The sequence below is a fragment of the Klebsiella sp. CN_Kp097 genome, from assembly GCF_040064495.1.
Classification (GTDB): domain Bacteria; phylum Pseudomonadota; class Gammaproteobacteria; order Enterobacterales; family Enterobacteriaceae; genus Klebsiella; species Klebsiella aerogenes.
Map to the genome: position 1 here is coordinate 72,566 of NZ_JBEAIL010000006.1, position 13,585 is coordinate 86,150.

Consider the following 13,585-nt stretch of genomic DNA (forward strand, 5'->3'; position numbering starts at 1 on the left):
GTTACGCTTCCTCGTGCTCGGTTTTTTCCGCTAACAGTTCGTTCAGCTCCTGCAGGACGCGTTCTGGAGTGATGTCGATCAGGCTCTGATGATAACCTTCAGCGGCATCCCCTTTGCGCACTTTGTGGTAGCCGCTAATCAGGCGAATAACCCGTGCTTTGTGCGACAGCGGCGGGGTAAAGTCCGGGCTGCTCGGGCCGTACAGCGCCACCAGCGGGCGGTCCAGGGCGGCGGCAACGTGCATCAGCCCAGAATCGTTGCTGACCACGGCCTGACAGGCGGCAATCAGGATCACGGCCTGTTCCAGCTGGGTTTCGCCAGCCAGGTTACGGCACCAGGCCTGCTGCTCGCTGCTGAGCGCGGCGATGATCTCTTTGCCGGCATCGTTATCTTTTGCTGAGCCGAAGAGCGCTATCTGATAACCATCGTCAATGAGCTTTTTCGCCAACGCGGCGTAGTGATAATGCGGCCAGCGTTTTGCAGGGCCGAATTCCGCGCCGGGGCAGAAGCCGATAATTGGCCGATCGTTTGAGAGATTAAAGGCGTTGCAGGCCTGTGATTTTTCGCCGTCGTTGACCTGCAGGTGCGGCCACAGCAGCGGCTGTGGAAGGTCTTTAGCGCAGCGCATGACGCCGTTGTCGTAGGCCAGCGCTACGTAGCGCTCCACCATCAGCGGCCAGGCGTCTTTATCCAGCACGCGGGCGTCGTTGAGCAGGCCGTAGCGCATTTCGCCGCGCCAGCCGGTGCGCAGCGGGATGTTGGCAAAGAAAGGCACCAATGCCGATTTAAACGAATTCGGCAGCACATAAGCGCGATCGTAACGACGATCGCGCAGGCTGTGGCCGAGTTTGCGGCGTTCGCCGATAGCCAGCGCGCCGTGGCCCAGCGGCATGGCAATCGCTTCATTGACTTCCGGCATGCGCGATAACAACGGACGGCACCATGCCGGCGCCATCACGTCGATAATCGCCTGGGGATAGCGCGCCCTGAGCGTACGATAAAGACTTTGCGACATCATCATGTCGCCCACCCAAGACGGGCCTATCACCAATATTTTCATGCTTGTTTCTTACGCGTCGCGGTTGAGCCAGGCCATATATTCCGTTACGCCTTCGGCAACGGTTTTGAACGGTTTGTCATAGCCCGCTTTACGCAGGTTAGTCAGATCGGCCTGGGTGAATGCCTGGTAGCGGCCTTTCAGTTTGTCCGGGAACGGGATGTACTCAATGCTGCCTTTCTTATGGTACGCCAGGGTCGCATCGGCGACGGCCTGGAAGGATTCCGCGCGGCCAGTACCGAGGTTGAAGATACCGGAAACACCATTTTCCCAGAACCACAGGTTCACCGCGGCGACGTCGCCGACATAGACGAAGTCGCGTTTGAATCCATCGCTGCCTTCGAACAGTTTCGGATTTTCGCCATTATTCAACTGGGTATTGAGGTGGAAGGCCACGCTCGCCATGCTGCCTTTGTGGCCTTCGCGCGGCCCGTAGACGTTGAAATAACGGAAGCCGACAATCTGCGAATCTGCTTCCGGCAGGATCTGACGGACGTATTCGTCGAACAGGAATTTTGAGTAGCCGTAGACGTTCAGCGGTTTTTCGAATTCGCGGGATTCGATAAAGTCGCTGGTGCGCCCGCCGTAGGTAGCGGCGGAAGAGGCGTACAGGAACGGGATTTCACGCTCCAGGCAGTAGTGCAGCACCTCTTTGGAGTACTGATAGTTGTTATCCATCACATACTTGCCGTCCCACTCGGTGGTGGAAGAGCAGGCGCCTTCGTGGAATACCGCTTCGACCTCGCCGAACTCTTCGCCAGCCATAATCTGGATCAGAAAATCTTCTTTATCCATGTAGTCAGCGATGTCCAGATCCACCAGGTTTACGAATTTGGTGCCGTCTTTCAGATTGTCTACAACCAGAATATCGGTGATGCCTTTGTCATTCAGGGCTTTAACGATGTTGCTGCCGATAAAGCCTGCGCCGCCGGTTACGATGATCATAACTGTACCTTTGAAGTAGAGGGTCCGGAGACAATCCGGACACGAATACTCATATCATATCACTACATCCGAAAGGCTTCAGCCATTCGCCGAAAAGGTGCTGGCTGCGCGTGATTTATGCTGCAAATAATTCATTCAGGCATGCATCATCTCGTATCAACGTATAGCTTTGGGTAATATGTGCCAAATTTTGCCGAATCTGGAGAGTTGCAATGCGTGGTGATTTCTACAAACAGTTAACCAATGACCTGGATACCGCGCGCGCGGAAGGGTTGTTTAAAGAAGAGCGTATCATTACTTCGGCTCAGCAGGCGGACATCACCGTCGGCGACAGCCACGTCATTAACTTCTGCGCCAACAACTATCTGGGCCTGGCGAACCACCCGGAACTGATCGCCGCGGCGAAATCCGGCATGGACAGCCACGGCTTCGGGATGGCCTCGGTGCGCTTCATCTGCGGTACCCAGGACACGCATAAGCAGCTTGAGAAAAAACTGGCGGATTTCCTCGGTATGGAAGACGCGATTCTCTACTCCTCTTGCTTTGATGCCAACGGCGGCCTGTTTGAAACGCTGCTGGGGCCGGAAGACGCCATTATCTCTGATGCGCTGAACCATGCGTCGATCATCGACGGCGTGCGCCTGTGTAAAGCGAAGCGTTTCCGCTATGCCAACAACGATATGCAGGAGCTGGAAGCGCGTCTGAAAGAAGCGCGCGAAGCTGGCGCTCGCCACGTGCTGATCGCCACCGATGGCGTTTTCTCCATGGACGGGGTGATCGCCAACCTGAAAGGCGTCTGCGACCTGGCGGATAAATATGATGCGCTGGTGATGGTCGATGATTCTCATGCCGTGGGCTTTGTCGGCGAAAATGGCCGCGGTTCCCATGAATATTGCGACGTGATGGGCCGCGTCGACATCATCACCGGTACGTTGGGTAAAGCGCTGGGCGGCGCGTCAGGCGGTTACACCGCCGCGCGCAAAGAAGTCGTTGAGTGGCTGCGCCAGCGTTCCCGTCCTTATCTGTTCTCCAACTCCCTGGCGCCGGCCATCGTCGCCGCTTCCATCAAGGTGCTGGAGATGGTGGAAGCGGGCAGCGAACTGCGCGATCGCCTGTGGGCTAACGCGCGCCTGTTCCGCGAAAAAATGACCGCCGCAGGCTTTACCCTCGCAGGCGCCGACCACGCAATCATCCCGGTGATGCTCGGTGAAGCCACCATCGCGCAGGAATTCGCGCGTGAACTGCAGAAAGAAGGTATTTACGTCACCGGTTTCTTCTATCCGGTGGTTCCAAAAGGCCAGGCGCGTATTCGCACCCAGATGTCGGCGGCGCATACCCCTGAACAAATTGAACGTGCGGTGGAAGCCTTTACCCGCATCGGCAAACAACTGGGCGTCATCGCCTAATAAGGGTGTGAGATGAAAGCGTTATCCAAACTGAAAGCGGAAGAAGGCATCTGGATGACCGACGTACCGGAACCGGAAGTCGGCCATAACGATCTGCTGATTAAAATCCGTAAGACCGCGATTTGCGGTACCGACGTGCACATCTATAACTGGGACGAATGGTCGCAGAAAACCATCCCGGTTCCGATGGTGGTAGGTCATGAATATGTCGGTGAAGTCGTGGGTATCGGTCAGGAAGTTCGCGGCTTTAAGCTTGGCGATCGCGTTTCCGGCGAAGGGCACATCACCTGCGGACACTGCCGTAACTGCCGCGGCGGTCGTACCCATCTGTGCCGCAATACCATCGGCGTGGGGGTAAACCGCCCGGGTTGTTTCGCTGAGTATCTGGTGATCCCGGCCTTTAACGCTTTCAAAATCCCGGATAATATCTCCGACGACCTGGCATCCATCTTCGACCCGTTCGGCAACGCTGTGCATACCGCGCTTTCCTTCGACCTGGTCGGTGAAGATGTTCTGGTTTCCGGCGCTGGCCCGATCGGCGTGATGGCCGCGGCGGTGGCGAAACATGTCGGCGCGCGTAACGTGGTGATTACCGATGTTAACGAATATCGTCTGGAGCTGGCGCGTAAAATGGGCGTCACCCGCGCGGTTAACGTCGCTAAAGAGAATCTTAACGACGTGATGGCCGAGCTGGGGATGACCGAAGGCTTCGACGTGGGTCTGGAGATGTCCGGCGCGCCGCCGGCGTTTCGTACCATGCTCGATACCATGAACCACGGTGGACGTATTGCGATGCTGGGTATTCCTCCGTCGGATATGTCTATCGACTGGACCAAGGTCATCTTCAAGGGGCTGTTTATCAAAGGGATTTACGGCCGCGAAATGTTTGAAACCTGGTATAAGATGGCGGCGCTGATCCAGTCTGGCCTCGATCTTTCGCCGATTATCACCCACCGTTTCGGTATTGATGACTTCCAGAAAGGCTTTGACGCGATGCGCTCCGGCCAGTCTGGCAAAGTGGTACTGAGCTGGGATTAAGCGAATTATCGTCAGGATGACGATAATAAGCATTCTTGCTGCCCATGAATCATGGGCAGCTTATCCTTTTCATATATATCGATAATAAAGTTATTGTTATTACTACGGTCACTATTGAACTGGTGTCGGGTTTATTTATATTCTGCCATATCTTCATATAACAAGGATGAGATATATGGCCCTCTCTATTTTTATTAGCCGTCTTTGGCGATTGAAGAATATTATCTTACCGGTGCTACTGCTTTTTATGAGCTTTGGCATTTTAGCTGAACAAAGGCTTGAGCATGGCGTGCTGCAAGCCTACTGGAAAGCGCAATGGAGTGATAATGCTACCATTAATGTTCCTGCCCTCGGATTTCGCTATTATTGGCTTGATGACCAGGGTAACTTAAAAAAAGTTATCCATATTTATATGAAAGGCACGATGAAAGAACAACTGGCGTTTATTCGCCAGAATTTTAGTGAGATCCCGGAGAATTTTATCAGGTTTCGCGAGTGGTATGTTAACCAGTCGGGCAGTCTGTTGGTTAATAATGTCGCGCAGTATGCCGAATGCAACAGTGAGAACTATAGCGCCTTATTGCTTTCTTTTATTCCCTCGCAAGATAAACCATTATCCAATATGGACGATATGAATGCGCAGATCTCCTGCGGCGGGGACGGACGCTATCCCTGGTTAACGACTTACCATTTACATCATGAATGGAATAAAGATTCTTTTAAAGAGTGGCCAGATGATAATGCGAATAATACATATTCCGTTATGCGTGATGACGTGGTGATTAAAATACGTACTATCAACAAGTTCTGGGTCTATGCCGCCCTTTACGATGACAGCAAAACGGATGGTATGAGTGAAAAACGAGGGTACATCAGGGTAAGTCATCTGAAACCAGATAATTGATAGCCGAAGAAAAGATGAAAGTGGCTAAAATTTATCGCGAGGTAGATTTATTTAGATTTGGATAACATTTCTAAAATAATACGTATCTATCGCACTATTTCTGCATCGATTTTTTACCTATTCGTTTATACAGTTAGTTTACTCTTCGTTTAATCGCATAAACACTATGTTTAAACTCTCAGTATGCTTGCTGACCTGTAATTCGGCCCGCTTATTACGGGAAGTATTGCCGCCGTTGTTGCGGGTGGCAGATGAGTTTATTGTCGTTGATTCCGGCAGTACGGATGAAACGCTACAGATATGTCAGCAGTTTGGCTTAACGGTTCACCATCACCCCTATGCCGCCCACGGCATGCAGATGAACTATGCGACCTCGCTGGCGACTCATGACTGGGTGCTGTGCATGGATAGCGACGAAATCCTCGATGATGAAGTGGTTGCGGCGATTCTGGCGCTTAAGGCGGGAGAGGAGCCGGATCCGAGCTGTGCGTGGCGCTTGCCACGCTACTGGTTCGTGCTTGGCGAACAGGTGCGGACCATCTATCCCATCTCATCGCCGGATTACCCGGTACGTCTGTTCAACCGTCAGCGGGCCAGTTTTAACCAGCGTCCGGTAGACGATCAGGTAGTCGGCCATCTGACCTCGACCAGGCTGCCGGGCTTTGTCCGCCACGATACCTTCTATTCACTGCATGAAGTGTTTAACAAGCTCAACAGCTATACCACCCGGCTGGTGAAGATGCAGAAGGTCAGGCCGTCGCTAAGCCGCGGGATTATCAGCGCCATCGGTGCGTTTTTTAAGTGGTATTTATTCAGCGGCGCCTGGCGTAGCGGCAAGGTGGGGGCCGTAACCGGTTTGTACGCCACCTTGTACAGCTTCATGAAGTATTTTAAAGCCTGGTATGCCTACAATGGTAAGCAGCAGGGAACCGTGACGGAGAAGCGCACGGATCCCTGATGAAGATTAGTTGGTGGGGCTGTCCCAGCCCTGCCATTTCAACTGGTAATACTGGACCAGCGCGCTCTGGCTGATGCTTTCGCTGAGGATGCTAAAGAAGCGGCTGGCGTTCACCGGCTCCAGCGGACGCTTCGGTTTGCAGTACTTCACACCGTGGAACGGGTTACGCGGCTTCTGCTGCTGCGGCGCGTTTGGTTGGACGGGCGTGTTTGGCGTCGAGTTGTCGACCTGCGGTTCGTTCAGCAGATTACTCGGGCGCACCAGCGTGATATCAGGCGGCAGGTTATAGACCATTTGCTGTAGTACCCGCACCGTTGAAGGATGCGGGTGGCCAATGGCGATCGCCGAACCATTACGCCGCGCCAGTGCGATGGCGCGATTGAACTGAGTGCGGATGTCCGCCTCGTTCTGGGTGTCGTCGAGAAACACTTTGCGTTTAATCACCTTCACGCCGGTACCCTGGGCGGCGCGCATGGCCTGGGTGTTGCCGATGGTCACGCTATCGAGAAAATAGAGATTGTAGCGTTCCAGCGCCTGCATCACCTTTTGCATGCCGAACAGGTTTGAGGTCATGGCGCTACCCATGTGGTTATTCAGCCCGACGGCGTAAGGCACTTTCCCGTAAGCCTCACGGATAATACGTTCGATCTCATCGCTGCTCATATCCGGGCGCAGCGTGTCTTTTTCCAGCGGTTGCTTGCTGAGCGGCGCCATCGGCAGATGGATCAGCACTTCATGGCCCAGATTATGCGCTTTAGTGGCCATTTCCCGGGCGTGGGGGGCATTCGGAAGTACGGCGACGGAGATGGTGGGCGGTAGCGCCAGCACCTTATTTTCCGTCTGCGGACGGTAGCCGAAATCATCGATAACGATAGAGAGTTTACCGGCAAAAACCGGCGCAGCCATAGCCAGCGAACCGGCTACAGCAAGTGCAATCATGCGAAATTGAAGCAAAACTTATCTTCCCAACCACGGCTGTGGATTGACCGCCTGACCCTGGCGGCGAATTTCGAAATAGAGCGACGGACGACCCTGACCGCCGCTACTGCCTACCAGCGCGATAGCCTGGCCCGCGCGGACCTGGGTACCGACGCTAACCAGCGCGCTTTGGTTATAGCCGTAAAGACTCATGTCGCCTTTGCCGTGTTCAACGACCACCACCAGGCCGTAGCCCTGTAGCCAGTCGGCGAGGATCACCCGGCCATCGGCAATGGCTTTGACTTCGGTGCCTTCAGACGCAGCGATAACCATCCCTTTCCAACGTAGTTCACCTTGCAGCTGTTCGCCATAACGATGAAGAATTGTTCCGCGTACCGGCCAGAAAGCCTGCCCGCGCGGCGCGCCGAGGCCGCCGGTTCGCGACATCAGCGAACGTTCGCTTTCGGTTGGTTTATAGGTGGTGCCTTTGCGCGAGGCCTCCTGCTGGCGGTCACGTACCGCCTGGGCATCACGAGCCTCGCGGTCGGCGCGGGCTTTGGCTGCCGCTTCCGCCTGGGCGATGCGGCCGCGCAGGCGCGATTCGTTAGCGCGCAGTTCGCTGAGCTGCTGTTGGCCTTTCTGAATGGAGGATTCGAGGCTGGAGAGCGTCTTTTTACGCTCGTTGCGCGCCTGCTCAAGCTTGGCCTGCTGCGCTTTTTGCTCGTAAACCAGCGTTTGCTGCTGGCTTTGTTTTTCTTCCAGCATCGATTTTTGCACCGCGACTTCTTCGCGCGTCTGCTTGAGCTGGGCGATGGTCTCCTGACGGGCCTGGTTAAAGTAACCAAAATAGGCCTGCAGGCGCTGGTTACGCTGCCCCTCTTCACCGCTGAGGATCATCTGCATGCCGGTGTGCGGCCCCTGGCGGAACGCGGCGTCAAGCTGCGCGGCGAGATTCCGTTCCTGGGAGGCGCGCTGGCGCTCCAGCTTAGCGATAGACGCGTTCATGTCGTCAATCTGCTTATTGAGCTGATTGAGAGTATCCTGAGTTTCACGCAGTTTGCGCGCGGCGGCGGAAATGGCCTCTTCCTGCGCTTTTAACTGGGCGAGCAGGGAGGCGCGTTGCTGCTGCTGTTGCTTAATCGCGCGCTGTTTGGCGGCGATATCGGCCTGAATGGATTTCAGCTGGTCGCGGTCATCGGCGTGAGCGGATGCGGCGCACAGCAATACGCCAGCGCTAAGCGCGCTGGCGTAAAGAACGGATCGAACAGCCGTTGCGATCCATGTATTTGAATAAGTCGCCTTTCCCCTCATGGGGAAGGATTATTCCACGATGAACAGCGGCTTGCCAGTCATCTCTTGCGGGATTTCCATTCCCATCAGCGACAGCATGGTTGGCGCGATGTCGGAAAGCTTGCCGCCTTCGGCCACTTTCACCGTTTTGTCGCCAACGTAGATCAGCGGAACCGGCAGGTTAGTATGCGCGGTGTGCGCCTGCCCGGTCGCCGGATCGCGCATCTGTTCGGCGTTGCCGTGGTCGGCGGTGATCAGCAGCTGGCCGCCGACGGATTCAACGGCCGCGGCCACTTGCTCAATGCAGTGATCCAGCGCTTCAACCGCTTTCACGGCGGCTTCCATCACCCCGGTATGGCCTACCATATCGCCGTTCGGGTAGTTGCAGATGATGGTGTCATACTGACCGCCTTTGATGGCCGCAACCAGTTTCTCGGTCAGCTCGGCGGAGCTCATTTCCGGCTGCAGGTCGTAAGTGGCGACCTTCGGCGAGTTAATCAGAATACGGTCTTCGCCTTTGAACGGATTTTCTACCCCGCCGTTAAAGAAGAAGGTCACGTGCGCATATTTCTCGGTTTCGGAGATGCGCAGCTGGGTTTTGTCGTGCTTCGCCATCCACTCGCCGAAAGTGTTCACCAGTGAAGCTGGTGGATAAGCGCAAGCGACTTTGATGTCGGCGGCGTATTCGGTCAGCATCACGAAATCGAGGTTAACCACTTTCTTACGCGCGAAGCCGTCGAAGTCGGCGTTAACGAAGGCGCGGGTGATTTCGCGCGCGCGGTCAGCGCGGAAGTTCATGAAGATCAGCGCGTCGCCGTCTTCCATTGCGGCATCGGCCTGGCCGGCGGCGCGGATAACGGTCGCTTTGACGAACTCGTCGTTTTCGTCACGCGCGTAGGCTGCCTGCAGGCCCGCCACGGCGGTGTCGGCCTGGAATTCGCCTTTGGCCAGCGTCATCAGGTCATAGGCTTGCTCTACGCGATCCCAGCGGTTGTCGCGGTCCATGGCGTAGTAGCGGCCAATGATAGAGGCGATACGGCCTTTGCCAAGCGCGGTGAATTTAGCTTCGAATTTAGCCAGCGTGGCTTCAGCGCTGCGCGGCGGCGTGTCGCGGCCATCGAGGAAAGCGTGCAGATAGATTTTCTCTGCGCCGCGTTCGGCGGCCAGTTCTACCATCGCCATGATGTGGTCTTCGTGGCTGTGAACGCCGCCAGGCGACATCAGGCCCATGATGTGTACCGCTTTACCGGCGGCGACGGCTTTGTCGACCGCGCCGGTCAGCACCGGGTTGGCAAAGAAGGTGCGTTCTTTGATTTCAACGTCCAGACGGGTCAGATCCTGATACACGATACGGCCCGCGCCGAGGTTAACGTGGCCCACTTCGGAGTTACCCATCTGGCGGTCAGGCAGGCCGACTTCCAGACCGGATGCATCAATCAGGGTGTGCGGGCGTTTTGCCCACAGTGCGTCCATTACCGGCGTTTTCGCGCTATAAATGGCGTTATCCTGCTGGTCTTCACGGTAGCCGTAGCCATCCAGAATCACCAGTACCATAGGTTTTTTAGTAACCGACATTGCGACAACCTCATGCTCAAAGACAGAAAATTTGCGTAATTTTACTACAGCTGAATCGATCAAATCACCGTAAAAGATCAAAGAAAGGGAAGGGGTGACGCCACAGTCGATGGCGAAGTCGGTTTTTTTTTCGTGACGGGCCGCAGAAAATACATTACATCGCGCTCACTGGCTGTATTTGCCGCAATGCACAGGTATACTCCTTCCCTGGTTTTTTTATCACTTAGTCGGGAGTTGTAACCCCCCATGCAAGAAATTATGCAATTCATCGGCCGTCACCCGGTCCTGAGCATCGCGTGGATCGCGCTGCTGGGTGCGGTACTGTTCACCACCTTTAAAGGCTTGATGTCAAAAGTTAAAGTCATTACTCGTGGTGAAGCGACGCGTCTTATCAACAAAGAAGAAGCCGTTGTTGTCGACCTGCGTCAGCGTGACGACTTCCGTAAAGGCCATATCGCCGGCGCTATCAACCTGCTGCCTGCCGATATCAAAGCAAATAACGTCGGCGAGTTGGAAAAACACAAAGCACAACCCATTATTGTTGTGGATGGGTCCGGCATGCAGGCGCAAGAACCTGCCAGCCTGCTGAATAAAGCCGGATTCGAAAAAGTCTTTGTACTGAAAGAAGGTATCGCAGGCTGGAGCGGCGAGAACCTTCCGCTGGTACGCGGCAAATAATTTACCCCCGCGTCGTTATGGCGCAGCGGTTTCCCCGATAACCTCTCAGGCGGCGGGGAGCCTCTGCGGCGTAAAATCCCTCGGGGTAAAAACAGGAGTGAGTCATGGCCAATATTGAGATCTATACCAAAGCGACCTGCCCGTTTTGCATCCGCGCTAAAGCGCTGCTGAACAGCAAGGGCGTGACGTTCAACGAACTGCCTATCGATGGCGATGCCGCAAAGCGTGAAGAGATGATCCAGCGCAGCGGCCGGACGACGGTTCCGCAGATTTTTATTGATGCGCAGCACATTGGCGGCTGTGACGACTTGTATGCGCTTGATTCACGTGGTGGACTTGATCCCCTCTTGCGCTAATTTTTACGCTTTCCCCATCCAGGGGCGCGTATTTAAGGACAACACGAAAGGGTTTTACTATGTCAGAACAAAACAGCACCGAAATGACTTTCCAGATTCAGCGCATCTACACCAAAGACGTTTCCTTCGAAGCGCCAAATGCGCCGCAAGTTTTCCAGAAAGATTGGCAGCCGGAAGTTAAACTTGATCTGGATACCGCTTCCAGCCAACTGGCTGAAGGCGTTTATGAAGTGGTGCTGCGTGTCACCGTAACGGCATCGCTGGGCGAAGAAACCGCATTCCTGTGCGAAGTACAGCAGGGCGGCATCTTCTCCATCGACGGCATCGATGGCAACCAAATGGCGCACTGCCTCGGCGCGTACTGCCCGAACATTCTGTTCCCGTACGCTCGCGAGACCGTTACCAGCCTGGTTTCCCGCGGCACCTTCCCGCAACTCAACCTTGCGCCGGTGAACTTTGACGCGCTGTTTATGAACTATCTGCAACAGCAGGCTGGCGAAGGTGCTGAACAACATCAGGATGCCTGATGAACGCGCTTAATGCTGCAATGACTGTGATCGGTGCCGGCTCTTACGGCACCGCTCTTGCCATCACCCTGGCAAGAAATGGCCACGAGGTTGTCCTCTGGGGCCATGACCCGAAACATATCGCGACGCTGCAACACGATCGCTGCAACGCCGCGTTCCTTCCCGATGTGCCCTTCCCGGACACGCTGCGCCTTGAGAGCGATTTAGCGACGGCGCTGGCCGCCAGCCGCGATATCCTCGTGGTGGTGCCGAGCCACGTCTTCGGCCAGGTTCTGCGCCAGATTAAACCGCTGATGCGTTCCGATGCGCGTCTGGTGTGGGCGACGAAAGGTCTGGAGGCCGAAACCGGCCGTCTGCTGCAGGACGTGGCGCGTGAAGCGCTGGGCGATGACATCCCATTAGCGGTCATCTCTGGTCCGACTTTTGCCAAAGAGCTGGCCGCCGGCCTACCGACGGCGATTTCGCTGGCGGCGACGGATCCGCAGTTTGCAGAAGACCTTCAGCGCTTGCTGCACTGCGGTAAAAGCTTCCGCGTCTACATCAACCCGGATTTTATCGGCGTGCAGTTGGGCGGCGCGGTGAAAAACGTTATCGCCATCGGCGCCGGGATGTCTGACGGCATCGGCTTTGGCGCGAATGCGCGTACGGCGTTGATCACCCGTGGGCTGGTGGAAATGTCCCGTCTCGGCGCGGCGCTAGGCGCCGATCCGGAAACCTTCATGGGCATGGCCGGGTTGGGCGACCTGGTACTGACTTGTACCGATAACCAATCGCGAAACCGCCGTTTTGGCATGATGCTCGGACAGGGCATGGACGTGCAAAGCGCGCAGGACAAGATTGGCCAGGTGGTTGAAGGCTATCGCAATACCAAAGAGGTTCGCGTTCTGGCGCAGCGTTTAGGCGTCGAAATGCCAATAACCGAGGAAATTTATCAGGTATTGTATTGCGGAAAAATTGCGCGCGAGGCAGCATTGACCTTATTAGGTCGCGCACGCAAGGACGAACGCAGCGCCAACTAGCCGCAGGGAAAGTCTGTTACCTGTATGACCCGGTCAGCGAAGAACTGACCGGTCATAATTCTTATCGTCTGGAGTATGCAATGCCGTGTGAAGAACTGGATATCGTCTGGAACAATATTAAAGCCGAAGCCCGGGCTTTGGCCGACTGTGAGCCGATGCTCGCCAGTTTTTACCATGCAACGCTACTCAAGCACGAAAATCTGGGCAGCGCCCTGAGCTATATGCTGGCGAATAAGCTGGCCTCGCCGATTATGCCTGCTATCGCTATTCGCGAAGTGGTGGAAGAGGCCTATGCTGCTGACCCGGAGATGATCGCTTCCGCCGCCTGTGATATCCAGGCGGTACGTACCCGTGACCCTGCGGTCGATAAATACTCAACGCCGCTGTTGTACCTGAAAGGCTTCCATGCGCTGCAGGCCTATCGTATCGGCCACTGGCTGTGGAATCAGGGTCGCCGCGCGCTGGCTATTTTCCTGCAGAACCAGGTTTCCGTCTCGTTCCAGGTCGATATTCATCCGGCGGCGAAGATTGGCCGTGGGATCATGCTCGACCACGCCACCGGTATCGTGGTCGGTGAAACGGCGGTGATTGAAGACGACGTATCCATCCTGCAGTCTGTGACCCTCGGCGGTACCGGTAAAACCAGCGGCGACCGTCACCCGAAAATTCGCGAAGGCGTGATGATTGGCGCCGGGGCGAAGATCCTCGGCAATATCGAAGTCGGGCGCGGGGCGAAGATTGGCGCCGGTTCCGTGGTGCTACAACCTGTGCCGCCGCATACCACCGCCGCAGGCGTACCGGCGCGCATCGTCGGCAAGCCGGAGAGCGACAAACCGGCGATGGATATGGATCAGCATTTTAATGGCATCCACCATACCTTCGAGTACGGCGACGGAATTTGATGTATTGCCATT

The 13,585-nt window shown here is 55.6% G+C and carries 14 protein-coding genes; 9 read left to right on the forward strand and 5 right to left on the reverse strand.

The genetic code is table 11. From position 1 onward, the window contains the following. Position 1: 1 nt before the first annotated feature. Positions 2-1,060, reverse strand: coding sequence for an ADP-heptose--LPS heptosyltransferase RfaF (gene rfaF, locus ABLV07_RS08915; protein WP_020077687.1), 1,059 nt, complete (start codon positions 1,058-1,060; stop codon positions 2-4). A gap of 9 nt (positions 1,061-1,069) precedes the next feature. Beyond that, positions 1,070-2,002, reverse strand: a complete 933-nt coding sequence (gene rfaD, locus ABLV07_RS08920; protein ID WP_015369169.1) for an ADP-glyceromanno-heptose 6-epimerase — start codon at positions 2,000-2,002, stop codon at positions 1,070-1,072. A 212-nt stretch (positions 2,003-2,214) separates the two neighbouring features. Between rfaD and kbl the strand changes: the two genes are divergently transcribed. From kbl to ABLV07_RS08940, 4 genes are all read left to right on the forward strand, one after another. Further along, positions 2,215-3,408 (forward strand): glycine C-acetyltransferase, encoded by a 1,194-nt coding sequence (kbl, locus tag ABLV07_RS08925; RefSeq protein WP_015703795.1) that lies wholly within the window; start codon positions 2,215-2,217, stop codon positions 3,406-3,408. Between the two features lie 12 nt (positions 3,409-3,420). Next, positions 3,421-4,446 carry an L-threonine 3-dehydrogenase gene (gene tdh, locus ABLV07_RS08930; protein ID WP_015369171.1) on the forward strand — a complete coding sequence of 342 codons (1,026 nt, stop codon included), beginning with the start codon at positions 3,421-3,423 and terminating at the stop codon, positions 4,444-4,446. Positions 4,447-4,621: 175 nt separating this feature from the next. Continuing rightward, positions 4,622-5,350: a hypothetical protein gene (locus ABLV07_RS08935; protein ID WP_020077688.1), complete on the forward strand. Its 729-nt coding sequence runs from the start codon at positions 4,622-4,624 to the stop codon at positions 5,348-5,350. A 166-nt stretch (positions 5,351-5,516) separates the two neighbouring features. Continuing rightward, positions 5,517-6,308, forward strand: a complete 792-nt coding sequence (locus ABLV07_RS08940; RefSeq protein ID WP_032715316.1) for a glycosyltransferase family 2 protein — start codon at positions 5,517-5,519, stop codon at positions 6,306-6,308. Positions 6,309-6,314: 6 nt separating this feature from the next. Here ABLV07_RS08940 and ABLV07_RS08945 read toward each other — a convergent pair whose 3' ends face one another. The 3 genes from ABLV07_RS08945 to gpmM are packed head-to-tail and all read right to left on the reverse strand — an operon-like array spanning position 6,315 to position 10,091. Beyond that, entirely contained in the window at positions 6,315-7,262 is a 948-nt protein-coding gene (locus tag ABLV07_RS08945; RefSeq protein ID WP_020077690.1) for a divergent polysaccharide deacetylase family protein, read from the reverse strand. 3 nt (positions 7,263-7,265) lie between these two features. Next, a complete protein-coding gene (gene envC, locus ABLV07_RS08950; protein WP_032706535.1) occupies positions 7,266-8,537 on the reverse strand; it encodes a murein hydrolase activator EnvC in 1,272 nt (423 codons plus the stop codon). A gap of 9 nt (positions 8,538-8,546) precedes the next feature. After that, on the reverse strand, positions 8,547-10,091 hold the full coding sequence (gpmM, locus tag ABLV07_RS08955) for a 2,3-bisphosphoglycerate-independent phosphoglycerate mutase (RefSeq protein ID WP_015703792.1): 1,545 nt from the start codon (positions 10,089-10,091) through the stop codon (positions 8,547-8,549). 246 nt (positions 10,092-10,337) lie between these two features. Between gpmM and ABLV07_RS08960 the strand changes: the two genes are divergently transcribed. The 5 genes from ABLV07_RS08960 (at position 10,338) to cysE (ending at position 13,573) form a co-directional block, all read left to right on the forward strand. Then, entirely contained in the window at positions 10,338-10,769 is a 432-nt protein-coding gene (locus tag ABLV07_RS08960) for a rhodanese-like domain-containing protein (RefSeq protein WP_015369178.1), read from the forward strand. Positions 10,770-10,873: 104 nt separating this feature from the next. Continuing rightward, a complete protein-coding gene (grxC, locus tag ABLV07_RS08965) occupies positions 10,874-11,125 on the forward strand; it encodes a glutaredoxin 3 (RefSeq protein WP_015369179.1) in 252 nt (83 codons plus the stop codon). 59 nt (positions 11,126-11,184) lie between these two features. Next, positions 11,185-11,652: a protein-export chaperone SecB gene (secB, locus tag ABLV07_RS08970; RefSeq protein WP_015369180.1), complete on the forward strand. Its 468-nt coding sequence runs from the start codon at positions 11,185-11,187 to the stop codon at positions 11,650-11,652. Then, positions 11,652-12,671 carry an NAD(P)H-dependent glycerol-3-phosphate dehydrogenase gene (gene gpsA / locus ABLV07_RS08975; protein WP_015369181.1) on the forward strand — a complete coding sequence of 340 codons (1,020 nt, stop codon included), beginning with the start codon at positions 11,652-11,654 and terminating at the stop codon, positions 12,669-12,671. The genes secB and gpsA overlap by 1 nt, the downstream gene beginning before the upstream one ends. A gap of 80 nt (positions 12,672-12,751) precedes the next feature. Beyond that, positions 12,752-13,573: a serine O-acetyltransferase gene (cysE, locus tag ABLV07_RS08980; RefSeq protein ID WP_004106845.1), complete on the forward strand. Its 822-nt coding sequence runs from the start codon at positions 12,752-12,754 to the stop codon at positions 13,571-13,573. Positions 13,574-13,585 lie beyond the last annotated feature (12 nt).

What these genes read in the sequence shown, in the direction of transcription:
- rfaF (WP_020077687.1), bottom strand. Translation starts at nt 1,060, where the DNA reads ATGAAAATATTGGTGATAGGCCCGTCTTGGGTGGGCGACATGATGATG.
- rfaD (WP_015369169.1), bottom strand. Translation starts at nt 2,002, where the DNA reads ATGATCATCGTAACCGGCGGCGCAGGCTTTATCGGCAGCAACATCGTT.
- kbl (WP_015703795.1), top strand. Translation starts at nt 2,215, where the DNA reads ATGCGTGGTGATTTCTACAAACAGTTAACCAATGACCTGGATACCGCG.
- tdh (WP_015369171.1), top strand. Translation starts at nt 3,421, where the DNA reads ATGAAAGCGTTATCCAAACTGAAAGCGGAAGAAGGCATCTGGATGACC.
- ABLV07_RS08935 (WP_020077688.1), top strand. Translation starts at nt 4,622, where the DNA reads ATGGCCCTCTCTATTTTTATTAGCCGTCTTTGGCGATTGAAGAATATT.
- ABLV07_RS08940 (WP_032715316.1), top strand. Translation starts at nt 5,517, where the DNA reads ATGTTTAAACTCTCAGTATGCTTGCTGACCTGTAATTCGGCCCGCTTA.
- envC (WP_032706535.1), bottom strand. Translation starts at nt 8,537, where the DNA reads ATGAGGGGAAAGGCGACTTATTCAAATACATGGATCGCAACGGCTGTT.
- gpmM (WP_015703792.1), bottom strand. Translation starts at nt 10,091, where the DNA reads ATGTCGGTTACTAAAAAACCTATGGTACTGGTGATTCTGGATGGCTAC.
- ABLV07_RS08960 (WP_015369178.1), top strand. Translation starts at nt 10,338, where the DNA reads ATGCAAGAAATTATGCAATTCATCGGCCGTCACCCGGTCCTGAGCATC.
- grxC (WP_015369179.1), top strand. Translation starts at nt 10,874, where the DNA reads ATGGCCAATATTGAGATCTATACCAAAGCGACCTGCCCGTTTTGCATC.
- secB (WP_015369180.1), top strand. Translation starts at nt 11,185, where the DNA reads ATGTCAGAACAAAACAGCACCGAAATGACTTTCCAGATTCAGCGCATC.
- gpsA (WP_015369181.1), top strand. Translation starts at nt 11,652, where the DNA reads ATGAACGCGCTTAATGCTGCAATGACTGTGATCGGTGCCGGCTCTTAC.
- cysE (WP_004106845.1), top strand. Translation starts at nt 12,752, where the DNA reads ATGCCGTGTGAAGAACTGGATATCGTCTGGAACAATATTAAAGCCGAA.